This is a genomic window from Paenibacillus sp. FSL L8-0641 (assembly GCF_038006265.1).
Classification (GTDB): Bacteria; Bacillota; Bacilli; order Paenibacillales; family Paenibacillaceae; genus Paenibacillus; species Paenibacillus polymyxa_D.
In genome coordinates, this window is the sequence record NZ_JBBOUW010000001.1 from 3,562,284 (window position 1) to 3,586,654 (window position 24,371).

General features: G+C 45.1%; 23 protein-coding genes. All 23 read right to left on the reverse strand.

What is annotated here, in order from left to right:
• Positions 1-60: 60 nt before the first annotated feature.
• Complete coding sequence (rpoD, locus tag MKY16_RS16105) at positions 61-1,194, reverse strand: RNA polymerase sigma factor RpoD (protein WP_007431230.1); 1,134 nt, start codon at positions 1,192-1,194, stop codon at positions 61-63.
• A gap of 43 nt (positions 1,195-1,237) precedes the next feature.
• Positions 1,238-3,112, reverse strand: coding sequence for a DNA primase (gene dnaG / locus MKY16_RS16110; RefSeq protein ID WP_029517786.1), 1,875 nt, complete (start codon positions 3,110-3,112; stop codon positions 1,238-1,240).
• Entirely contained in the window at positions 3,105-3,581 is a 477-nt protein-coding gene (locus MKY16_RS16115) for a YaiI/YqxD family protein (RefSeq protein WP_029517787.1), read from the reverse strand. The genes dnaG and MKY16_RS16115 overlap by 8 nt, the downstream gene beginning before the upstream one ends.
• Positions 3,582-3,696: 115 nt before the next feature.
• Positions 3,697-5,772, reverse strand: a complete 2,076-nt coding sequence (glyS, locus tag MKY16_RS16120) for a glycine--tRNA ligase subunit beta (protein WP_340956110.1) — start codon at positions 5,770-5,772, stop codon at positions 3,697-3,699.
• Positions 5,765-6,652: a glycine--tRNA ligase subunit alpha gene (gene glyQ, locus MKY16_RS16125; RefSeq protein ID WP_023989480.1), complete on the reverse strand. Its 888-nt coding sequence runs from the start codon at positions 6,650-6,652 to the stop codon at positions 5,765-5,767. The genes glyS and glyQ overlap by 8 nt, the downstream gene beginning before the upstream one ends.
• Positions 6,653-7,055: 403 nt before the next feature.
• Positions 7,056-7,808 carry a DNA repair protein RecO gene (gene recO / locus MKY16_RS16130; protein WP_029517790.1) on the reverse strand — a complete coding sequence of 251 codons (753 nt, stop codon included), beginning with the start codon at positions 7,806-7,808 and terminating at the stop codon, positions 7,056-7,058.
• A 42-nt stretch (positions 7,809-7,850) separates the two neighbouring features.
• Positions 7,851-7,988 carry a YqzL family protein gene (locus MKY16_RS16135; protein ID WP_080658633.1) on the reverse strand — a complete coding sequence of 46 codons (138 nt, stop codon included), beginning with the start codon at positions 7,986-7,988 and terminating at the stop codon, positions 7,851-7,853.
• A 508-nt stretch (positions 7,989-8,496) separates the two neighbouring features.
• Positions 8,497-9,399 carry a GTPase Era gene (gene era / locus MKY16_RS16140; protein ID WP_340956113.1) on the reverse strand — a complete coding sequence of 301 codons (903 nt, stop codon included), beginning with the start codon at positions 9,397-9,399 and terminating at the stop codon, positions 8,497-8,499.
• Between the two features lie 49 nt (positions 9,400-9,448).
• Positions 9,449-9,823 (reverse strand): diacylglycerol kinase family protein, encoded by a 375-nt coding sequence (locus MKY16_RS16145; protein WP_340956115.1) that lies wholly within the window; start codon positions 9,821-9,823, stop codon positions 9,449-9,451.
• Positions 9,823-10,320, reverse strand: a complete 498-nt coding sequence (gene ybeY, locus MKY16_RS16150; RefSeq protein WP_029517792.1) for an rRNA maturation RNase YbeY — start codon at positions 10,318-10,320, stop codon at positions 9,823-9,825. Before ybeY ends, MKY16_RS16145 begins: the two co-directional genes overlap by 1 nt.
• Positions 10,321-10,375: 55 nt before the next feature.
• Positions 10,376-12,622: an HD family phosphohydrolase gene (locus tag MKY16_RS16155; RefSeq protein WP_340956117.1), complete on the reverse strand. Its 2,247-nt coding sequence runs from the start codon at positions 12,620-12,622 to the stop codon at positions 10,376-10,378.
• A 95-nt stretch (positions 12,623-12,717) separates the two neighbouring features.
• Positions 12,718-13,689 carry a PhoH family protein gene (locus tag MKY16_RS16160; RefSeq protein WP_340956119.1) on the reverse strand — a complete coding sequence of 324 codons (972 nt, stop codon included), beginning with the start codon at positions 13,687-13,689 and terminating at the stop codon, positions 12,718-12,720.
• Positions 13,690-13,695: 6 nt separating this feature from the next.
• Entirely contained in the window at positions 13,696-14,889 is a 1,194-nt protein-coding gene (gene yqfD / locus MKY16_RS16165; RefSeq protein WP_340956121.1) for a sporulation protein YqfD, read from the reverse strand.
• The gene (gene yqfC / locus MKY16_RS16170; protein ID WP_029517796.1) at positions 14,886-15,179 is read right to left on the reverse strand and encodes a sporulation protein YqfC; all 294 of its coding nucleotides are present in this window, start codon (positions 15,177-15,179) and stop codon (positions 14,886-14,888) included. The genes yqfD and yqfC overlap by 4 nt, the downstream gene beginning before the upstream one ends.
• Positions 15,180-15,560: 381 nt before the next feature.
• Positions 15,561-16,970: an amino acid permease gene (locus tag MKY16_RS16175; RefSeq protein ID WP_340956124.1), complete on the reverse strand. Its 1,410-nt coding sequence runs from the start codon at positions 16,968-16,970 to the stop codon at positions 15,561-15,563.
• 422 nt (positions 16,971-17,392) lie between these two features.
• The gene (locus MKY16_RS16180; protein ID WP_340956126.1) at positions 17,393-17,971 is read right to left on the reverse strand and encodes a hypothetical protein; all 579 of its coding nucleotides are present in this window, start codon (positions 17,969-17,971) and stop codon (positions 17,393-17,395) included.
• Positions 17,972-18,015: 44 nt separating this feature from the next.
• A complete protein-coding gene (gene floA, locus MKY16_RS16185) occupies positions 18,016-19,017 on the reverse strand; it encodes a flotillin-like protein FloA (RefSeq protein ID WP_029517799.1) in 1,002 nt (333 codons plus the stop codon).
• 43 nt (positions 19,018-19,060) lie between these two features.
• Positions 19,061-20,428, reverse strand: coding sequence for an NfeD family protein (locus MKY16_RS16190; RefSeq protein WP_340956130.1), 1,368 nt, complete (start codon positions 20,426-20,428; stop codon positions 19,061-19,063).
• Positions 20,429-20,708: 280 nt separating this feature from the next.
• A complete protein-coding gene (locus MKY16_RS16195) occupies positions 20,709-21,152 on the reverse strand; it encodes a GatB/YqeY domain-containing protein (protein WP_013311146.1) in 444 nt (147 codons plus the stop codon).
• A gap of 16 nt (positions 21,153-21,168) precedes the next feature.
• Positions 21,169-21,342 carry a 30S ribosomal protein S21 gene (gene rpsU, locus MKY16_RS16200; protein ID WP_005547957.1) on the reverse strand — a complete coding sequence of 58 codons (174 nt, stop codon included), beginning with the start codon at positions 21,340-21,342 and terminating at the stop codon, positions 21,169-21,171.
• Positions 21,343-21,513: 171 nt separating this feature from the next.
• Positions 21,514-21,873: a histidine triad nucleotide-binding protein gene (locus tag MKY16_RS16205; RefSeq protein WP_025722131.1), complete on the reverse strand. Its 360-nt coding sequence runs from the start codon at positions 21,871-21,873 to the stop codon at positions 21,514-21,516.
• A 162-nt stretch (positions 21,874-22,035) separates the two neighbouring features.
• The gene (locus MKY16_RS16210) at positions 22,036-23,379 is read right to left on the reverse strand and encodes an aminotransferase-like domain-containing protein (RefSeq protein ID WP_340956132.1); all 1,344 of its coding nucleotides are present in this window, start codon (positions 23,377-23,379) and stop codon (positions 22,036-22,038) included.
• Positions 23,380-23,707: 328 nt separating this feature from the next.
• The gene (locus MKY16_RS16215; RefSeq protein WP_029517802.1) at positions 23,708-24,112 is read right to left on the reverse strand and encodes a hypothetical protein; all 405 of its coding nucleotides are present in this window, start codon (positions 24,110-24,112) and stop codon (positions 23,708-23,710) included.
• Between the last annotated feature and the right edge of the window lie 259 nt (positions 24,113-24,371).

The window sequence follows — 24,371 nt, forward strand, 5'->3', positions numbered from 1 at the left end:
TGAGATAAAAAAAGACCTCCTGCGCGCTTCAAGCCGCAGAAGGTCCGCAATGTAACGCTTCTATTCGAGGAAATCCTTCAGTCGCTTACTGCGGCTTGGATGGCGCAACTTACGTAGCGCTTTGGCCTCAATCTGACGAATACGTTCACGTGTAACACCAAACACTTTACCCACTTCTTCAAGGGTTCTGGTTCTTCCGTCGTCCAAACCAAAGCGGAGACGCAAAACATTCTCTTCCCGTTCGGTTAACGTATCCAGTACATCCTCGAGCTGTTCCTTCAGAAGTTCATAGGCAGCCGCATCTGCAGGCGCCAACGCTTCTTGATCCTCAATGAAATCCCCCAGATGTGAGTCATCCTCTTCACCAATTGGTGTTTCCAATGAAACCGGTTCTTGGGCAATTTTCATAATTTCCCGTACTTTTTCCACGCTCAGCTCCATTTCGGCAGCCACTTCCTCGGGCGTAGGTTCGCGCCCCAGCTCTTGCAACAGTTGACGCGATACGCGAATCAGCTTGTTGATCGTTTCCACCATATGCACCGGAATACGAATCGTTCTCGCCTGATCGGCTATCGCGCGCGTAATGGCCTGACGAATCCACCAGGTTGCATAGGTACTGAATTTAAAGCCTTTTTCGTAATCAAATTTTTCTACTGCCTTAATCAAACCCATATTACCTTCCTGAATCAGATCCAGGAAAAGCATTCCGCGACCAACATAACGTTTGGCAATACTTACAACCAGACGCAAGTTCGCTTCTGCCAACCGGCGCTTAGCTTCTTCATCGCCGTTATTGATCCGTTTGGCAAGCTCCACCTCATCATCAGCAGAAAGCAACGGTACACGACCGATTTCTTTCAAGTACATCCGGACTGGGTCATTAATTTTAATACCGGGAGGCAGGCTCAGATCGTCATCGAAATTAAAATCATCCCCATCATTGTTTTCCGGGTCGTCATTTTGACGCAATCTGGTAACTTCTTCGTCGTTGTCATTCACAACCTCAATCCCCAAGTCACCCAGCTGCTCATAAAACTCATCCATTTGCTCGGGGTCCTGATCAAACGGCGATAGTTTTTCCATGATATCTTTGTAGTTCAGAGAAGAACTTTTTTTACCCAACTCAATCAGTTGATCTTTAACCTGATCCAGTGTTAGTTCCGTCTCCAGTTCAGTATGCTGATCATTCGCCATCTTTCGACTCCCTCCTCCCTAGAAACATCCGACCTCTGTGTGTTCATTGTCTCTCTAGGGCTATAATCTCACTTGCAATTTGTGCTGCGCGCAGAAAGTCACCTAAGCGCTCAGCGGCTCTCATTTCTTCCCTCTTCAAATCCAGTTGCTCCTGCAATGGAAATTTTCGCACTTGATGAATATAATCATCCAAAATGTGCGGTGCCCATACGCCTGGAGCATCCATCATCATGATCGAACTTACGTTCTTCTCCAGTCGGTCGTCTTGCAAAGATGAAATAAAACGGCTTGTATCCGGTAACTTCCCTTGCGCGTAATAGGCATATAGATAAGCAGCAATTGCTGCATGATCCTCAATATTAAAGGCGTCGCCCAGATGCTTTTCTACATACTCTGCAGCTTCTAAATCCTGCATCATCCAGTGAAGCAGTCTGCGTTCAGCCACATGGTAAGCCGGCAACAGATTAGGTGTGGAGACCTGCCCTTTTTTATGCCTACCATTATTCCACCCATTTTCGTTATTATCCCCAAAGTTCTGTTTTTTTTGCAGGGATTGACGCAGTAAATTGCATTCTTGCTTCAAGGTTTCAAAATCCACCTTGACTTCGGCTGACACTTCGCGCAGATACACTTCCCGCTCGGTCGGGGATGACAGAGGTGCAATGACATTTAATGCTTCGCGGGAATACGCGATTCTTCCTTCTTCCTCTTGCAGTATATGGTTTTTTTTCAGATATATAAGCTTAAATTTCACCGTTGAAACAGCACTTTCGATAATTTGGCGCTGGAATCGTTCGCCGCCGTATTGCCGGATAAAATCATCCGGGTCCATACCGTCACTGACCAGCGCTACTTTCACGTGAAGCCCCGCATTTTCCAACAGCGGAAAATTTTTAAGCGCAGCAGCTTGTCCTGCCCGGTCACCATCATAACAAATAATGACCTCGTCGCACAGTCCTTTTAACATCGTAGCATGGTGCTCTGTTAGAGCAGTGCCCATGGCGGCCACCCCATTTTGTACGCCAGCTTCCCATGCCGAGATGACATCACCGTAGCCTTCAAAAAGAACACTTTGGCGAAGCTTGCGAATTGAGGTTTTAGCATGATGGAGATTGTACAGCGTTCGGCTCTTGTTGAATAGCTTGGTCTCCGGTGAATTCAAATACTTCGGCTGTCCCTCACCAAGTATACGGCCTGCAAAGGCAATAACTTTTCCGTTGCGATTCCAAATGGGAAACATGATACGATCTCTGAATCGATCCACATATCCATCACCCTCATGCCGGGGAGAAATAAGCCCTCCCTTTTCCATCTCCACGGGATCAAAAGAACGCTTATCCAGAAACTGAACGATCGTATCCCATCGGTTGGGTGCATAGCCAATTTGAAATTGATCAATGATCTTGTCACTGAATCCTCGTGAGCGCAAGTATTCCATAGCTGGTTTGCCGTGCTCCGTATTTTTAAGCAAAAAATGGTACATCTTAGAAGTTAACTCATACGCTTGCAACAGCCTGTCCAACTCAGGATGCTGATGCGATGAATCACGTCCCTGCCATTCGCCGAGCGGGATATGACTTTCTTCTGCCATTGTCCTGACAGCTTCGGGAAAGGATAGTCCTTCGATTTCCATCATAAACTTGATGGCATTGCCTCCCGCGCCGCAGCCGTAGCAGTAAAAAATCTGACGATCCGGTGTCACGGTGAATGAAGGGGTTTTTTCGGAATGAAAAGGACAGAGGCCTTTCATATATTTCCCCTGCTTGGTCAAATGCACGTACTTGCTTACCGTATCTACAATATCATGATGTTGTAAAACTGACTCAATGATATCGTCCGGTATGTTACCTTGTCCGGCACTCATATTAACCACCTTCATCTCTTTAGCACGTAAATATAATTCGATACCGTTACTCATTCTCCTGCAAGCGAAGTAAAAGTTTTGTCAGTTTATGTTGAAAAACTTCACGATCCTCTAATGAAAACGGTTTAGGGCCTTTTCCATAACGTCCTTTTTTCCGTTCTTTGGCAGAAGTATGACGTCGGTCAAGCATGAAATCTATCGAATCGTTTCGATACATAGCTCCGCGAAAAGACATCACTTCACAACCTTTTGCCAAGGCAAGTGCAGCAAGACCATAATCATTGGTGGTTACAATATCTCCGCGGCGGATATGATTGGCAATATAGAGATCGGCACTTTGGTCGCTTCGGTCTACTTTAACGACGCTTACACCTTTGCTGCCCTGAATGAGATGATCATATGAAGATACCATAATAACCTCAATATGAAAACGGGAAGCTATCTCCGCAATTTCACTTTTAACAGGACAAGCGTCCCCGTCAACAACGATCCTCACACCCAGTAAAGTTCCGGTTCCCCCCATAAGCATCCCCCATCCGCATTCGAGTAAAATACGGAACGGCTGCAAGATTACTCTTACACCGTTCCGTATATTTATACCCATTTTTTCAAGTTGTTCATACTACCACAACTGACGTTTAAACTACAAGCTTGGAAAAATCGGCAAAACACTTCAGTTCTGAGTCAATAACAGCCAGCAATGCCAAACGATTATTACGAACAGCGTCATCCTCAGCCATAACCATAACGGAATCAAAGAACGCCGTTACCGCAGGGGTAATGGATGAAGCTAGCGCTAACGCCCGTGTCGCATCACCTTCCTGTAGAGCTACGCTGTAAGATTCATAAGCGCTATACCATGCTTCGTAAAGCGTTTTTTCGCCTTGTTCCGTAAACTCACCCGTATTAACTGACTTATGAACTGCTTTAGCAGCCAGATTACCTACACGATTAAAGGATTCAACTGTTGCTTTGAATACCTCACCTGTTTGTACGGCAGTCATTAACGCAGCTCCGCGGTTAACAACGGAAGCAACGTCGTCATATCCAGCTGCAAGCACAGCATCCACAACGTCATAACGAAGTGTCTCAGACAATAGTTTCTTCACGCGTAATCCAAAAAACTCATGTAATTCTTTACGTATTTCATCCGCGGAACGTTTCATATTTCCAAGGTTGCCGTGCACATCGAGCGCGATATTGAACACATCAGACAACGTAGCTGAAAGCTTACGATCCAACAAAATCTGCACAATACCTGCTGCCTGGCGACGAAGCGCGTAAGGGTCCTGTGAACCTGTTGGAATAATACCGATGGAGAAGCAGCCTGTAATAGTATCTATCTTGTCTGCGATACTTACAATCGCTCCAGCATTCGTTGAAGGAACCGTTTCTCCTGCATAACGCGGCTGGTAATGCTCAAACACCGCTCTTGCCACTTCTTCCTTCTCTCCAGCCTTACGAGCATAGTCCTCACCCATCACACCTTGCAGTTCCGGGAACTCATATACCATTTGTGTTACCAGGTCAAATTTACAAATATCCGCTGCTCGACTAACCGATTCCTGTGTATCTGGAGAAACGCGAAGCTTCTCTGCCAGAGCATCAGCAATACGGCGGATCCGGCGCACTTTGTCTCCAACCGTTCCCAGCTCTTCGTGGAAAACGATACTTTCCAGTTTGGAGAGTGCATCCTTAATTTCCAGCTTCTGATCTTCTTCATAAAAGAATTTGGCATCAGACAGCCGCGCACGCAATACTTTTTCATTCCCTTTAGCAATGACTTCCAGCGATTGACTTCCTCCGTTACGTACCGTAACAAAGTATGGCAGTAGCTCTCCTGTGCGATCCAGCACTGGGAAATAGCGTTGATGTTCACGCATGGAAGTAATGAGTACATCCTTCGGAATGTTCAGGAACGCAGGATCAAAACCTCCCAACAGTACTGTTGGGGTTTCCACCAAATACAGCACTTCTTCCAGCAAATCATCCTTGACCGCAATCGTCCAATCTTTTTCGGCTGCCAACGCTTCAATCTGCTTTACAATAAGCGTTTGACGTTCCTCAATGTCCACAATGACATGCTGCTTGCGAAGTACTTCAACATAGTCAGCTGGACTTTCTACAACGGCATCCTGTCCCAGGAAACGATGCCCTCTTGTCACATTTCCTGACTGTACGCCGGCAATCTCCAAATTAACAATATCGTTACCAAACAAGGCAATCAACCAGCGGATCGGACGAACAAATTTAAAGTCATAACTTGCCCAGCGCATGAATTTAGGGAATGTCATCGCATGTAAAATGTGCAATAAACCTTCGGACAGCACTTCCGCTGTTGGTACACCTATGCTGCTCTTAGTTGCGTAAATATATTCGACGCCTCCAAGCTCCTTGAACGTGAACTGTTCAGGATCAACACCTTGGCTACGAGCAAAGCCTAGTGCAGCCTTGCTCCAGTTACCAGCTTCGTCGAGTGCGATTTTGCGGGAAGGACCTTTAACTTCTTCGTTAATATCTTCTTGCTTCTCCGCTACTTCCTTGACAAGTACCGCCAAACGGCGAGGTGTAGCATAAGCCTCTACAGCACCATAAGCAATACGCGAGCTGTCAAGCCACGCCGTCATACGCTGCTTCAACTGCTGAATTGCATTCGGGATAAAACGTGCAGGGACTTCTTCCAATCCGATCTCAAACAATAAATCCTTAGACATTTGCCGCACCTCCTTTCTTCAACAGCGGGAAGCCCAGCTTCTCGCGCTCCTCCAGATAGGTCGCAGCCACCTGACGCGCCAAATTGCGCACTCGTATAATAAACCCAGTCCGTTCCGTCACACTGATCGCTCCGCGAGCGTCCAGCAAGTTGAACGCATGAGAACATTTCAGCACATAATCATAGGCTGGAAATACAAGATGCTGCGCCATCGCTTTATTTGCCTCTTCTTCGTACATATTGAAAAGAGTAAAGAGCATTTTGACGTCAGATACTTCGAACGTATACTTGGAATGCTCAAATTCAGGCTGGTGGAAGACATCACCGTACGTGATTCCATTGACCCACTCCAAATCGAACACATTCTCCTTGTCCTGGATGTAGGAAGCAAGACGTTCCATACCATACGTGATTTCTACCGCAACCGGACTGGCATCAATACCGCCCACTTGCTGGAAATAGGTGAATTGGGTAATTTCCATACCGTCCAGCCATACTTCCCAACCTAAGCCCCACGCTCCCAACGTCGGTGCTTCCCAGTTGTCTTCAACGAAACGAATATCATGCTCCAGAGGGTTAATGCCCAAACGGCTCAAACTCTCCAAATACAATTCCTGAATGTTATCCGGTGAAGGCTTCAAAACGACTTGGAACTGATGATGCTGATACAGGCGATTCGGGTTCTCACCATAACGTCCGTCTGACGGACGACGAGAAGGCTCAACATAAGCTACATTCCACGGCTCAGGTCCGATCGAACGTAAATACGTCATTGGGTTCATCGTGCCTGCCCCTTTTTCCGTGTCATACGGCTGTACAATAATACAGTTGTGTTCAGCCCAAAATTGTTGCAGCGTTAAAATCATCTGCTGAAAATTCATTGGTACACGCTCCCTTTCCACTTCTCTCAAATGTTGGTGATTTCTTCTCATTAAGCTCGTATGTACAGGGCTATTTTATCCCAAAAGCCTTGCTAGAGACAGCAAAAAGCCCCCGCCTCTACGCCTGTACAGACGTAGGGACGAGAGCTGACTCCCGCGGTTCCACCCTACTTGATTGCGATCCTATATCACCAATCAGATCGTAATCCTCTTTTCCGTGTCCATTCAGACGCTCCCGAGTGCCTTGTTCACGAAGAATTCCCGCTGGGCTTACACCGTCCCCAACTCGCTATTTACAGAGAATACATCCCGCTACTTTCTCGTTCAATGCATCTGCTCCCGAAGGAGATATATAGTAGGATATTACACGTTTTCAGCAATACAGTCAAGAGAATAGGGCGTTTCACATATCGTACTTGTCGAGCTGATCCAAAAAATTGCGGGATTTTAGCTTGACCTCCAACTGCATATCCATGAACTGACGCATGACATGTTTGATCTCCAGCTTAGTGGAGTCCTTCACGTCAATGTTGCCGAGCCGATTCAAATCCATTCTGGCGAACAAGCGCAGCAACTTCAGTGTACGTGGAGTCACGCTCAATGCAGCTGGATCAAAATGCTTGTAGCTCCGACACAAAACTCCACCCAACCTCGGACTGACGAACATATCCTCATCAGCACATTGTTGACCACTTGAAATACATGCATCAAGCTGAGGAGCATATCCGGCCGCCTGCAATATTTTAAATTCATAAATACTCATGACAATCAGCGGATCTTTGCCACTCTCCAGCGCCTCCAAACATGCTTTAAGCTGCCTAAACCAGAATGCGCCTGTTTCCTCCTCCTGTAACACCCGATCGAGTAATTCACAAGCATAAGAAGCGTAAGCTGCCTTAGTAATATCCTCGCGTAATGTATGGTGGGATTGGATGATTTCACCGGCATTCAACGTGCCTAAGCCTGTATTTCGAAAAAAAACGAATTCGCCGTACGTAAACGGCTGCGTTAAAGCAGCGTGACGGCTTTTGGACTTTTTTGCACCTCTGACCAGCACGCCTGCTTTGCCTCCGCTTTCGGTGCAAAGCGTAATAATTTTGTTCCCCTCACCGTAATCCATGCTGCGGATGACGATTCCTTCCACCCTGTAAAGCATGCCTCTTCCCCCAAACATTCGCGAAGAAGCCAGTGGCTTGTACTATTCACGGGCTTCTTCATGCTCGTCCGACTCTCCTTCATCCGTATCTTGCTCCCTTGTCATGGCGCTCTCCCGGTATAACAGATACGCACCGACATCTCCAGTCATCGCAAAATACTTCCACGAAAAATCTCGCAATCGTATTCATCCTTTCTTCGGAAATGACGTTTGCATCTCAAAATTAGGATGATGCGAAGTGAAGGGAAGTATGCGATGAAATAAATGGATTGCGTTAAAAAAGGCTGCTGTATGTAGAATGGAATACGCTTCGCAAATGATTTGATCTTACGATCGCTGTTACCCCCGAATTTATTTGAATGTAAAACATACAAAGGGTTAAATTCGGGGGTAAAGGCGAACGCTATCGCTTCTTCAGATTCAAATCCTTCGCTCCGCTACATCGTGCATACAAGGCCTTTTTTAAAGCACACCTATTTCATCGCTGGAAGAAAAGGATAAAAAGAGCAAGAAGTTAAGCGCCGCACATACGCGGCGCTTTAAATGATCAGGAGACTATTACTATCTCAGCCAAGAGATCGGGACGGCTTTTTTATGATGCTTACTACAACTATACATATTTATTTAATATCAATTTTTAACCTCAATAAACCCTTGAACTAAAGTGACTTAGAATCGAGTTCTGTTTTTAAGCGTCGCGATGAAAGCCAAGGTCACGAAGGACGCGTTCCTGGTTGCGCCAGTCTTTTTTGACCTTAACCCAAAGTTCCAGGAAAATCTTGGAGCCTAACAGGTTTTGGATATCCTGGCGTGCCTGTTTGCCCACTTCTTTGAGCATGGCTCCCTGTTTGCCGATAATAATCCCCTTCTGGGAGTCACGTTCTACAAAAATAACAGCCATAATATGCACTACACCATTATCCTGCACTTTCATATCTTCAATCATAACCGCAATAGAATGGGGTACTTCCTCACGTGTCATATGCAGAATTTTTTCACGCACCAGCTCGGCAATGACAAACTGTTCTGGATGATCGGTAATTTGATCATCCGGATAATATTGCGGACCTTCTGGTAAGTATTTTTGCACCTGCTCCAGCAGGGTGTTTACATTGTTGCCCATTTTGGCCGAGATGGGTACGATTTCTGCAAAGTCGTACAACTTGCGATACTGCTCAATCAGGGGTAACAATGCTTCTGGCTCAATACGATCAATTTTATTCAGCACCAAAATAACTGGCGTTTTTACTTGTTTAAGCTGTTCCGCAATAAAACGGTCGCCACCGCCTAGACCTTCAGCAGCGTCAATAAGAAAAAGTACCGTTTCTACTTCACCCAACGTATTAAAAGCAGTCTGATTCATGTAATCGCCTAATTTTGACTGACGCTTATGAATCCCGGGTGTATCCAAAAATACAATTTGCGTGTCCTCTGTAGTAAATACGCCGTGAATTTTGTTGCGTGTAGTTTGTGGCTTGTCTGACATAATGGCGATCTTCTGCCCAATGACGTGGTTCATCAGTGTTGATTTTCCGACATTAGGTCTGCCAACAATTGCGACAAAGCCTGATTTAAAGTGTTTCTTAGCCATTTCATTTCCTCCAGCGCGATTAAGCACCTATTTTATTTTGGTTTTTCCATTAAAACAGCGAACTAATTAACGTCAACATAGGCCTATAAAACACAAATATACCAATAATTACAGCAAAAACCGCTGCCAGGAGCACGGCTCCGGCGGCGGTGTCTTTAGCCGCTTTGGCCAGCGGATGAATATCAGGTGAGATGAGATCCACCGCTGCTTCAACAGCGGTGTTGAACAGTTCGGCTACATTGACTATAGCGATAGCCACGCAGACGAATAACCAGTCGAGCCGGGAGATGTGCAGAGTTAAGCCTGCTACAATGACAAGGAGCGCCACGGCCACATGTATCCGCATATTTACTTGCGTACGCAGAGCGTACATCACGCCTTCTGCCGCATAGCGAAAAGTCATTCTCCAAGGCTGACGTCTCATTACCTTGTCAACCCCGCTTGAGCCAGTACAGCTTCCTGTTTGCCCATCATTTCAGCTTCACTCACATCATCCTGATGATCATAGCCTAACAGATGAAGAAAGCCGTGAACAAACAAAAAACCGATTTCACGCTCAATCGAATGTCCGTATTCTTCACTCTGAGCTTGCGCTGTTTGTACAGAGATTATAATATCCCCCAAAACATCAGGTACATCATTCAATGAATTTTCATCATTCGGTTCGTAAATAATTTCAAGCTCTTCATCCAGTGTTTCCTTCATAGCAAAAGACAACACATCGGTGGGACGATCAATTCCCCGATAGTCCCTGTTCAACTCATGAATTTGCTCATCATTAACGAAGGTAAGGGCTACCTCACCGTCAGTGACTCCTTCCACTTTGCCTGCCTCCTCTAATAAGGTGTTCAGCAGCGTAATCAAGGATTCGTTAATTACCATATCGTTTTGTTCATTATTCCAAGCTAATTGAAGGCCCATGCCAACCGCTCCTTTTAATTCTAGTGCTCTACCCGTGCTTCATGCACAAGTTATATTAAGCTTTTCCGTTTTCAGACTTGGGCCTTTCCTCTGGATACTCAATACGGGAATGGAAAATCCCCATTACTGTTTCCTTGAGGGTTTGAGCCACGATATCAAGCTCCCGCATGGTCAGCTCGCAGTCGTTAAATTGGTGATCATCAAGACGGCTCTTAATAATTTTTTCAATCATGGATTCGACCTGTTCCACCGTCGGCTTCCGTAAGGAACGAACTGCTGCCTCCACACTATCAGCAATTCCCACCACAGCAGACTCTTTAGACTGAGCCTTCGGTCCCGGATAACGGAAATCATCCTCCGTGAAGTCAGGCTCCATCCCCCGTTCTTCAGCCTCACGCAACGCCTTGTGATAAAAATAGTGTAAGAATGTCGTTCCGTGGTGCTGCTCGGCAATATCGCGAATTGGCTTGGGTAGCTTGTAATCCAATTGCATTTCCACGCCGTCACGAGCATGGGCGATAATGATGGATTTGCTCAGCTTGGGCTCTATTGTATCATGTGGATTTTCCAACCCATTTTGATTTTCAATGAAGTACGAAGGCCTCTTGGTTTTACCAATATCATGATAATATGAACCAACCCGGCACAACAAGCCGTTTGCTCCTATAGCCTCCGCTGCGGCCTCTGACAGATTACCCACCATTACACTATGATGATACGTTCCCGGTGTCTCCGTAAGCAGCTTGCGGAGCAATGGATGGTTGGGATTCGACAGCTCAACAAGCTTCAGTGCCGACAAGATACCAAAAGTAGACTCAAAAAATGGCATTAGCCCAATAACAAGTATTGCTGTTATCAGACCACCTGCAAAAGCAAAAGCTACCCCATAGAGCGTCGTCGTTTGAGTCCAATTCCCTTGGTCAATCAGTGCCAGAGAAAAAACAGACAGGGCACCGAACAGGCATACCATAATCGCCCCTTTGAACAGTGTTGAACGCTGGCTGGCTCGATGGGTAGAGAAAATCGCTGCCAGACAGACCACAATAGCAAAAAAGCCAAAATTAAAGTCAAAAATTTGTCCCTGACGGACATTCAAAATAACACTTGCCAATATACTGAATATAACGGCACATACGAAAGCCAACGACATATCAAGCAACAGCGTTACAAGCATAGCTCCAAGCGCGATAGGCGCCAGATAGCCGAGATAGGAACGTTCATTGTTCTGCAGTATGGAAATTAACATCATTGCTCCTACTGTAATCACAAAGATTAATACTAGCATGAGCAACTGCGCATTATTATACTTGAAGTTTCGTGTTCGTGATTGAAATTGACGAATATACATAAACAGGCCTAATGCCAGCATCATAGACAACATCAGCAGTCCAAATTGTGGCCAATAATTGATTTTATCCTTGAGCAATTCATTTTCGTCAAGCAGTGTATAGATTTCCTGGGTAATAATCTCACCCTTCTTGACGAGTACTTCACCCTGTTTAATGTAAACTGTCGGTGTATCTTCACGAGCCTGTACCTTGGCGTCCTTCGTAGCTGTATCATCATAAAACTTGTTGGCGGTAATCACAAGCCTTGCAAGTTCCTGAACAACCTCCCGTGAAGTACGCTTAGTAAGCGAGCTTGTACTAACCCGCTCAGCTACTTTCGCTCGGGCTGTCTGAGCATCCGTAATTTGATCATTCATCAACCCTGTCACAATCTCACGGGCAACAGGCCGCATTTCAGCAATATCCTCAGATGTAAGGCGCGGAATTTTAATGAATGTCTCCTCTGGAATTCGGTACGTTTGCTCTTTCGTTTTTTCCAGCACTTCATCCAGCAACTTATCTGGGTAGGCATCTGCATTCCGGCTGTTATTCACAAAATTTTGTACAAATTCCCGTGCACGTTGCGGAATCTCATCCTTATAAATGGAAATCTTATCTGCTCTGGAGACCTGGTCATCCTGATTGAGCCGTTCAATTCGATCCAAAATACCAGTAATCAGGTTATCGTTGCGAACGGGCACAATGGTATACATGGGCTGCACACGTTCAGCTGATTCCTCTTGAGCCTTCAAAGTCGCCTTACTGTTAGGAAGCTGCATCGGGGCGACAATTTCCTTTTCACTCGGTTGATTTACCCGAATATCATAACGCTCGGGAAGCAGCTTGGACGCAAAGCCTACATAAAAAAGAACCACCAAAAATAAAAACAGAAGATAGCGTGTTGCCACGCTATACTTCCATCCATTCATTCTATGCTGGAACGTTTTCCCTTTAGATAATTCCTTCGAGGTCATCTAAAACAATCCCTCTCCATCATCTTTTTCAAGGCAGCTACACTGCTCATTTTATACTTTTTCTGGTCGTACACGACATACTCGTGATTGAATGACTATCCTTGATTTTCGGCAACTCGGTCATAAGCAACAATAATTTTCTGTACCAGGGAATGACGGACAACATCCTCTTCTGCAAACTGGACAAAGCCTATTTCCTCAATCCCTTGTAAAATCGCATTCGCTTCAATCAGACCGGATTTTTTGCCACGAGGCAAATCAATTTGCGTGACATCGCCGGTAATGACCATTTTGGAGCCAAAGCCAAGCCGAGTCAAAAACATTTTCATTTGCTCTGGTGTGGTGTTTTGCGCTTCGTCCAAAATAATAAAGGAGTCATCCAGCGTACGCCCCCGCATATAAGCCAAAGGTGCAATTTCTATTAATCCACGTTCCAGTGCCTTTGCAGTCTGCTCTGGGCCCATCACATCGTATAGGGCATCATACAATGGGCGTAAATACGGATCAACCTTTTCCTGTAAATCCCCTGGTAAAAAACCTAAATTTTCACCTGCTTCCACCGCAGGACGAGTCAGTACAATGCGCTTGACTGAACCTTCCTTCAGGGCAGCTACGGCCAGCACTACAGCCAGATAGGTTTTACCAGTACCCGCCGGGCCAATTCCAAATACAATATCGCGTTTCTTAATCGTGGTTACATAGTGCTTTTGTCCAATCGTTTTGACGCGAATCGGTTTACCCCGGAACGTCGTCGTAATTTCACCCTTGAACAAATCGAGCAGCTGATCAGCGCGCAAATCTTTTGCCAGTTCAATCGCATAATGGACATCCCTTTCGGTCAGTATATACCCATTGCGAATTAACTGGAGTAATACGTCGAACATTTGTTCGAGCACTTCCACCTCGTGAGCATTACCAAAAACATTAACTTCTGCCTCACGAGATGCTATTTTTGCGGGAATAGCTGCTTCGATTAATTTCAAAAAGGAATCCTGCGGGCCAAATAGCGCCTGTCCTTCTCCCGCATTGTTCAATGCAATTTGTATGCTGCGTTGTTGTTCTGCCAAATAGCCTCATTCTCCTTGGTTATGAACTAACGGAAGTTCTTCCGCAATATCCTGCTCCACTTCAAAAAGCACTTTCATATAAACTTTACCATTCTCTCTCTTCTCATGCAAAATTTTTTGGCTCATTATTTTCGTTCCTTTGCCGTATTTAGCTAAAATATCAGCTCTCGCGCCTTCTAAACCTGACATTTTCGCTTCTGCTTCCGTAAGCTTCTGCTCCTGTATCTTTGTCTCTCTCACACTTTCGGTCATCCAACCCACCGGAAGTTTGTAGGAACGCCATGTTAGCGGATCATGTTCAACTGTTGCTTTATGTGTAGAATAAGGTATTTTCCCATATCCCCATAATTGTATCGCACGGTTGCCTAATACCAGATACAAGCGGTCGTGACTGGTACCTGTATACGTGCTGCTGCGTTGCACCATGGGACTGCTAATTTCGTATTCATGCCATACAAGACCCTTAACCTCTCCTTTGGCTACGACCTGCTGTTGGTTCTCCTCATCTCCAAGCGTTCCAGAGATGAGGATGGCTCCTTTTTTGACACGCGTATTTTTATGCACGACAGGACGACCCTGCTCGGCAAAAATTTCAGTAACTACCGCATCTGCCTTACTAATGATATGACGAGGGCTGTAGAGCGGCGCAGGGGTAGGCTGTGAAGCTTCAACAACCTGAATCGTCACCAAAGTACCCTGCTTTTCCACACCGATCCAGGATGCTTCTGGAAGCTTCTGCATGAGCGCACGTGAAAGCTTGTCTTGACTGGATAGACGAAAGCTCCATTGAAATGGATACAGACCCTCCTGTCGAGCGGCTTTGAGAACAGATTCCGTCGATAGCTTATCATTCCCCTTTACTTCAATGTCCCAGATAAGCGAAGACATCAGCAGAAGACCTATCCAGAACAAAGCCAATCCAGCCAGGAAAAACTTACGTTTGGCAAGTCGTGCAGCAGTAAAGGGAAGCCCTTGCCGCTTCAGAACATGCATTTTACAGCCTGTCCTTCTCAAAAGCGGGCGTAGGAGGAAGACGTGCGGCAGTAGAAGGTTCATTTCTGCATGTCTAGTACCCATCGGCCGCACGTTCCACACAGGTAAATGGTGATCGGTGAGTATATTAATGAAAGCTTCCACACTTTCGCCCTTGATAGCAAGGGTAACCGTACCACGCAGCTTTGCTAAAGCAGGATGTTTCACGAGCCTTCCTCCGTTCCTTCCATTTGGATATCCGTTATATGTCCCTCCACACTTACCTGCTCTGGCAGAATAGACGTAATGACTAGATCATGGCCGGACACCCTCAGCCTGCCTTGCGCAAGTGCAAGTACGAGCTGATCCGGCGTGAAATCCACCACGCCCCGGTGATTCTCCACATAAAGCTGACGGCTGCCGATGAGGGTTAACCGCGGCAGGTCAAATAGAATGTCCTGCGGAAGCTCCAGCGTCTCGCTGGCCCACTTTCGCAGTTTGCGGCTCATCCTGCTCATACGGCGAAATCTCCCTTCCTGTCATCAAAATATTTGTTATCCAACGGCTTAGAGTTGTTTTGATGACATCACGCTGCTATTTTTTCATCTTCTGTTATTGCCATCCGGTACCCATAAATGTTTCAAGGCAGCTACGCTGCTGGCTTTCCATCTTATATTCTTATGATCAGTGAACACCATTACACCAGTGCCACAGATATCTGTACTGTACATTTTATGATCCAGTCGCGGCATTTATGAGGCTAAACTTACAATTCGTAGTAGCTACTATATTGCAGAGGAAAAAGATGTGTCCTTTCAAAATTCACAACAAAAAAGACAACCTCATTTTCATATTGAAAACAAAGGTTGTCTTTTTTTGAATTTCATTAAATGACACGGTTATTTTTCGCTATCTCGATTTAAAAGAGAGTTTTTTCTAGAGTATAAGAAGTAAACAGCCATACCAATGACAAGCCAAATAATAAAGCGAATAAATGTCTGGCCATTCAAATTAAGAATGAGCACCCCACATGAAACGATAGCCAGGATCGGGATATACGGAACTCCAGGACATCGGAAGGCCCTTGGCAAGTCAGGTTGTGTTTTTCTCATAACGATAACGGCGACCGAAATCAGAATAAATGCTGACAAGGTTCCAATGTTCACCAAACTTGCTAACTCATCCAGCGGAATCAGTCCACCCATTAATGCAGATAAAGTGCCGAAAAACAACGTGTTAATGTAGGGCGTTTTGTATTTGGAATGAACCTTGGATAATACTTTGGGGACTAAGCCGTCACGTGACATAGCAAACATAATACGAGTTTGACCATAGAGCATTACCAGCATGACCGTTGTCATCCCTAAGATGGCTCCTATATCTACAATACCTGCAACCCAGTTCTGGCCTGCAACCTGCAATACCAATGACACGGGGTGAGAGATACCTTCAAATTGCATAAACGGTACTATACCAGTCATAATCGCGCTAACAATGACATACAAAAACGTACAAATAATGAGTGAGAAAATAATGCCTCGCGGTAAATTAGTAGTGGGATTTTTAGTTTCTTCAGCCGCCGATGAAACAGCATCAAAACCAATAAAAGAAAAAAACACAAGAGCTGCGGCTCCAAACACCCCACTGAACCCAAACGGCATAAACGGTGTCCAGTTATCTGGCTTCACATATTTAAAAGCAACGATGATAAATAATAAAATAACAACAATTTTTATGATTACCATGATGTTGTTTATCCGTTTTGATTCTTTTATCCCTAAATAAAGCAAGAACGTGATACCCATCAAAATTAAAAAAGCTGGGAGATTAAAATAAGTAGTTTGGTCTTTCAAAGCCCCCGGTGCGGCAGTGAATTCAAGCGGAATGTGAAGGCCAATTCCGTTCAAAAATGATACAAAGTAACCCGACCAACCTGCGGAAACGGCGCTGGCTGCCAGCATGTATTCCAAAATTAAATCCCATCCAATAATAAAGGCCAATAGCTCCCCCATCGTAGCATATGTAAAAGTGTAAACAGAACCGGATACTGGAACGGTGGATGCAAACTCCGCATAAGCCAATGCTGCGAATAAACACGCGAGTCCCGCAATGACAAAAGAAAGAACCAAGCCTGGACCAGCCGTAACTGCTCCTGTACCTGTCAACACAAAAATTCCCGTTCCGATAATGGCTCCAATTCCAAGCATCGTTAAATCAAACGCACCCAATTCCCTTTTGAGTGCTTTTTCCCCTCGCGTAGCGGCAATCAACTGATCAATGCTCTTCTTTCTAAACAAGCTATTTCCCATCGATCCCATCCTCCTAAAAATTAATTTTTCCATTTTTATGACCTTGTTGTATCACCTCGATATAAATAAAATTTTGGGTAAATTTGGAGTGAATTTCATAAGTATCTATCATTGAGAACATTATATATAAAAAAGAAAAAATGAAAACTGCTTTCGGAAAGCTCCATTCATATTGTTACATTTGATCATTTTTCAGGAATATATTTTCATAAATGAGACGCTAAATTAGACAAAATGCCATCATTTTAGATGACAACAAATGTGAGAAAGCTAGAGCACACAAGGGATTATCACATTCGTTGTCAGGTAATTAGAGCATTTGTCGTTAATTCACTTTTTATTCCGAGCATGGTTATGTATTCCTAAAGCATCACAAAAAAAAGATCCGCCACAGCCAAAGCCGTGACGGATCCACTATCATTTTAACTTCTTCCTCCACCCATGTAGCGCTTGGAACGTGGAGGACCTAATATTTCTGCCCAAATCACACCTCTGCGCAGATCAGCCGTATCCACCGTATTACGGTCTTGCGAAGCTATCTCTGGCGCATCTGTAATTTCCCCTGACTCCCTCGCATTGGATATACGATCGAGACGGGCTAAAACCATTTTTCGTTCTTCTTCCATAGCACGGATCCGATCCTCTAGAGTCGAACCGTTATCTAATGAATCCCGGTTCATTCGTTCTTCCGTTTCCGGCCGATCGCCCATTTCTTCTATGCGACGAGCTTCCATAACCGTCCGTCGTTCATTAGGAAATTGACGTTGCAATTCTCCAGCAATATCCTGCTGACGTTGCTCTTGCCCATGTTCCATTGTGAAGGGTCTGGATGACGTCGAGGGCCCGCGAGAACCATGATCACCACCAAAGGTAGGCATACCTTTTCGCGGCGGTGATTTCCGCCCTGTACCTTGGATGCTTTTCCCCAAAAAGGACACCAAAGCAAAGCCAATCACGATCAGGATATACAAATGTTCAAAGATCCAGCTGATAAAGTTCATTACTCACCACCTAGCTGCCGTAATTCATCGGCTATGTCCCGTTATTAATCCCGGTTCTTGTTGTCATTCCCCGAGTTCTCATTCGGTTTGCCTAAGGAGCCACGCATTTGCGTATCCGCCTCAATATTTTTCAAATTCATATAGTCCATGACACCAAGCTTCCCGCCGCGTAGCGCTTCAGCCATTGCCAGCGGTACTTCGGATTCGGATTCCACCACGCGTGCTCTCATTTCTACAACACGCGCCTTCATTTCCTGCTCCTGCGCTACAGCCATCGCACGCCGCTCTTCTGCTTTTGCCTGCGCAATACGTTTGTCGGCTTCCGCCTGTTCTGTTTGCAGAAAAGCACCAATATTTTTACCTACATCAACGTCCGCAATATCAATGGACAGGATTTCAAATGCTGTCCCGGCATCCAAACCTTTGGACAATACGGTTCTTGAAATTGAATCCGGGTTCTCCAGCACGTCCTTATGCGAGTTACTGGAACCTACGGTCGTAACAATACCTTCACCGACCCGTGCAATAATCGTTTCTTCTCCAGCACCCCCAACAAGTCGATCAATGTTGGCACGCACCGTAACACGAGCTTTAACCTTGACTTCAATACCATCCTTGGCGACCGCAGCAACAATAGGTGTCTCAATAACACGCGGATTAACGCTCATTTGGACCGCTTGCAGAACATCCCGTCCCGCAAGGTCAATCGCTGCCGCACGTTCAAACTCAAGCGGAATGTTAGCTCGCTGCGCAGCAATCAACGCATTGATCACTCGGTCTACATTCCCTCCTGCGAGAAAGTGGCTTTCCAGCTGGTTGATGTTCAAGCCCAGACCCGCCTTGGTTGCCTTAATGAGCGGATTGACAATTCGGCTTGGCGTGACGCGCCGTAAGCGCATAGCTACCAGCGTAATGATGCCAATGCGCACACCCGAAGCCAATGCTGAAATCCACAGCATCACCGGGAAGAAACTAAAAAATACGCTCAATACAATAATCACTACAACGGCAATCAGCAAAACGCTGACAATACCCGATTCGAACACTCGCATCATCCTCCATTAATCTAATTCTTTGTTATTTGCTTGTTTAGACGCTAGTGTCTGCCTTGACCACAATTCGCCCGCCTTCTACTTTGGATACTATAATCGGCATATCTGTAGCAATAAACTCGCCGTTCGTTACAACATCGACTCGCTCATCAGCGATCAGCACCGTTCCGGCTGGACGAAGTGGAGTCAGACTGACACCCTTTTGACCTAATAGCATTTCCCGGTTCACAACTGAAGAAAAACCTTGTTCAGCCGTTAAACTTTCTTTAAGTATAAAACGGTTCCATATCCCTCGGTCCTTGAATACAACCGCGATGATCGCCACCACAGCAACCGCAGCTGCAAAGGCAATGCCCAAAGATATAAACGCATGCTGCATGTTGTATGCTGCCCGAACAACTCCGGTGACAAGGCTGACGGAACCCAAAATGCCCAAAATGCCAAAGCTTGGGATGAACATTTCAAGGATAAGCAGAGCCAGACCGATAATAAACAACAACCACGTCTCCGAACCTGCAAAACCAGCGATATAATTTCCGAAAAAATACAAACCAAATCCGAGTATGCCCAAAATCCCCGGCACACCAAAACCGGGCACGAGCAACTCAATAACGACACCCGCGATACCGATAAATAAAAGCAATGTCTGCACTATGGGGTTGGTCAATATCTCGGCTGCCTTTTCAGCCCATGTTCGCTCCACATGAATGACATCATCCGTGCTGTAACCCATCCACTGGATCACTTCTTGTTCGGAAGACGCGATGTGATCCGCATAACCCAACTTCAGCGCTTCCTCACTAGTTAAAGAAATGATCTGACCATTTTCCTTATTAAAGTTCATCTCTGGCATAGATACAGTCGTTTTAGAGTCAACCATACCTCTAGCAATATCTGGATTACGTCCGCTCGCTTCTGCGGCAGATGCCATGCTACTCTTCCACCAGGCTATCGTTTTTGGATCTGTGATAGCCTGCCCCCTGCCGTCTACTAACGCTGCTGCTCCGATAATACTCCCCGGTTTCATAACAATCTTGTTTGCGCTCAACGCAATATAGCTACCCGCTGAGGCCGCTTCGCCCCTTATATAGGCTACGGTCGGAATTGGACTGTCTTTAATCAGTTTGCCCAGCTTCTCCGCTGTATCTACCCGTCCACCGGGAGTGTTAATATCCAGTAAAATCAGACCTGCTTTGGAATCTGCTGCTTCTGCAAATCCACGTTCCATAAATTTGCCCAGACCTTGCTCAATTTCCTGTTCAACTGGTATAACAAACACAGCTCCACCTTTAGTTTGGGCCGCCGCTGATTCGGAATGAACTAAGGGTAACAGCAAAACGGATACCATAATCCACAACGTTAAAAAGATCAACTTACGACTGGAGTGGTGATGTTCTCTATGCATTTCTCTCCCCCCTTTCGATCTTTCTATGTTACAGCATACCAAACTTTGTTAGACAAACTATACAGTTTTCAGGATTTAATGTGAAATTATTGGGTATATTGCTAATCCTGTCGGCTGTCAGATACTTTACGCACCCAACGGACATCACGTTTCACACAATTAAAGATAGCGATTACATAAAAGAATTTTCTCATCATTACATCCTAAGGCAGGCATCGCATATATAGAAATAACACCCTCTGTAAACAGAGGGTGTTGTGTTTTCCTGTTTGTCGCAGGTTTATTGCAGAAATTGCTGAACCGCTTGGTTCACGAGCTTACCGTCAGCGCGGCCTTTTACCTTAGGCATCAAGGCCGTCATTACTTTCCCCATCTCGGCTTTCGAAGAAGCACCGGTTTCCTGGATGGTCTGCTGTACAATAACTTTAATTTCTTCCTCAGAAAGTTGTTCGGGAAGGTACTGAGCGATGATCTCTATTTCTGCTTTAGTGCTTGTCGCAAGTTCATCACGACCGGCTTTTTCAAATTCATGGAGGGCATCTTTTCGCTGTTTGATCTCACGACTCAGAATATCAAGCACTTCGTTGTCGTCCAAATCCCGTTTCAAATCTATTTCAAGATTTTTAATCGTAGAACGAACCATTCGAATGGTGGAGAGTTTGAACTTGTCCTTACTCTTCATTGCTTGCTTCATATCTTCGTTCAATCGTTCGCTCAAATTCATGATTGCTTAGATCCTCCTAGAACTTTCTCTTACGAGCAGCCTCGGACTTTTTCTTGCGCTTTACGCTTGGCTTTTCATAATGCTTGCGTTTCTTCACCTCAGCCAATACGCCATCCTTAGCAATGGAACGTTTAAAGCGACGAAGTGCAGCATCAATTGTCTCGTTTTTGCGAACTTTAGTTTCAGACACCAGTTTTCCCTCCCTCCGACCAGACCGTCCAAGAGCAATAACACGGTTCATCAAATTTTATTATAGGTGAAACGGAAACCAGGTGTCAACCTATAAGAAAAAATGAATACATAAAGGGCCACTTTTCTCCATTCACATCCGTATTACTGAAAAGACAAGCTCTGTCATTTTTTAAGAATGTGAGTCCGAAATACCTGTCAAGGCACCCAATTTGGCGCCGCCCAGTAAGTGATAATGCAGATGCCCCACCGCTTGTCCACTATCCGGGCCACAGTTGTTAATCAACCGATAACCAGACTCGGCGATTCCTAACTTTTTCGCAACCTCAACCGCAACACGATGAATCTCCGCGATAAGAGGAAGATCCTCCTCCGTCACAGCGTTCATTGAAGGAATATATTTTTTGGGAATAATGAGCACGTGTACTGGTGCCGCAGGCTGGATGTCATGAAATGCGAGCACATTGTCGGTTTCCAACACCTTCTTGCTGGGGATGGTTCCATCCACAATTTTCAAAAACAGATCGTCCATTCAAAACCCTCCTTTGGCAGTGAGCCGATCCTAAGCAAATAGACACAAACACCCCTTGCTCTCGGCATTCAAAGTTATGTATTTCCCACACTGAATAGAAACATATACATCCATGTTTGGTTATACTTATGTTTCTATATGTATCATAACGGAAAAAGGGTCTTAATACCAGTTTCCCTTACTAACTTCCTCTATAATGGCTTTCACCCCTCCATCAATTTGATCCAGCTGCGCGCGCGAAATACTTATGCGCAAAAACTTCTCTTGTTTCCTATAGCCTGATAAATAAAAGCCTTTGCCAGCTACAACCTGGATGTTCCTCGCAGAAAGACACTGTACCAAGCGTTCCAAATTCACTGTCCGAGGCAGTTTAAACTGCATATAAACTCCTGAGGTTACAGCTGAAGTCTGAACGTATCCGGCCTGATTGTATCGTTCCACGGCCTTGTTCAGAGTACGAATGCGCTCCGAATACAGTTTACATATCGTGTGCTTGTGGCGTTCATACATTCCATTTTTAATATAAATATCAAGCGCCGCCTGAGACAACATAGATGTGTCGACATATCTTTTATAAGCGTTAAACGTCTTTAATAGGACTTCTGGAAATACCGCAACTCCTAATCGCAAGCCGGGGAAAATGATTTTCGAGAAACTTTTTAAATAAATAACATGGTCCGTCTGGTCGTATGCATAAATGGGATCAAAAAGATGATCAGCCCCCAAATCTGCCATATAGTCATCTTCTACGATATACACATCATATTTGGCGGCTAAGGCAGCTATCGCTTTTCGCTCCTCTGTGTTGTATGAGATTCCTAATGGATTATGATATCTTGACATGGTATAAAAAAACTTGATGCTCTCGTTCTTAAATTGATTCTCCAATTCGTGAAAATCCATACCTTCCGCTGTCCGGACAATGGTACTGACGGGTATGTTCTCTTCCTCCAGAAAACGCAAATATATATCGTAACTTGGCTGCTCGACCAAAACCTTTTCTTTGCCATTGGGAAACGGCATTTTAGCGAGTATCTCCAATGCCTGCTGAACACCCGAAGTAACGATAATCCGATCCATTTTTGCAAACACCTGAGTATCAGCTAAATGGGAAACTAACGTATGACGCAGTGTTTCCAGTCCTTGCGAATCGCCATAAGTGAACAGATGATATTTGTAGGTGTCAATAGCCTGATTCAAACAATGTTGGAGATCCAGATAAGGGAATACATTTAAATCCGGGGAGGCCGAAGCAAAATCAACGAAGTCTTGCATATGGCTATGGTGTAAATCGCCCGAATTTTCCACTACATAGTATCCACTTTGCGGTATGGAATAGATGGCGTGTTTCTTTTCAAGTTCAGCGTATGCCCGCAAAATCGTGCTTTTGCTGCACCTGTATAATTCAGAAGCCTCACGGACCGACGGCAGCTTGTAACCTGATTTATATTGTCCCTCGCGAATTTTAAGTTCTATATCCAATAAAATTGATACATATTTTTTCACAATATCCTCCCACCTGCTCTTTACATACTCATTACATGCTCATTTCATTACATGCTTATTCCTCTTATGTTTCTTTACACGCTAGATGTTACCATGGTTTATGGATAAACAGGATACCTCATTTCATTGAACTGTACTGATACAGTTTTAATTATTGGATCATATTTGGGATGGTTTACGTGAAAAAGAGGCTGTTTCTTCATAATGGAAGAAACAGCCTTGCATGGTGATGATGTATGGATGCGCCTTAAAGTCACTTGTACTGTACAAGAACTGTAGGCGGGAGAGAGCAGAGAATTCACTATATCTGGCGACTAAGGAATTAGGATTAGTAATAAGGCAGCAAGCTAATCGCTGTCAACGCTGCAAGTGGCAGAATCAAACGATTAAAGCGACGGCGTCCGTATGGGAACCCATATGCATAAGCGGGTACTGGATACGGGTACGGATACGGATACGGAGGATAAGACGCATAACCACCATAAGCACGGGAGCCGCAGCCACAATTGTTAGGCGGATAGGGGAGATTAACATTGACATTCTCCATCTCGTCTCCACCCATAGGAACGGCTAAGTATATCTTTTCATCATCCACATGCTCTACAATGCCGTCATACATTGTCCCGTCCTTCACCCATACGCATACATAACGATGCATATGCTTTTGACATAGTGTTTTAGCATCCGTCTGTTCAGGTGCTGTAACTTTTTCGGTTGTCATGCTTTTTTCCATGGTTGTTTCCTCCTAGGCTCTTGCATGTATACCGTATGTTATTCAAAAACGGGCTATTTGCTACATCAAATTGGGCGAATTCCGGCTTGCAAAAAAAAAGAAGCACCCCGGGAGCTCTTGGCAGAGCCCCTCTGAACGGACGTATGACGGGAAGATTTCTTCCGCAGCATACGTCCGCCGGGGTGCTGTATGATTAACTTGTCGGCTTGGCTGTATTATAACAATAGTTTGAAACTGTATCTGTGACCGGTATCACATT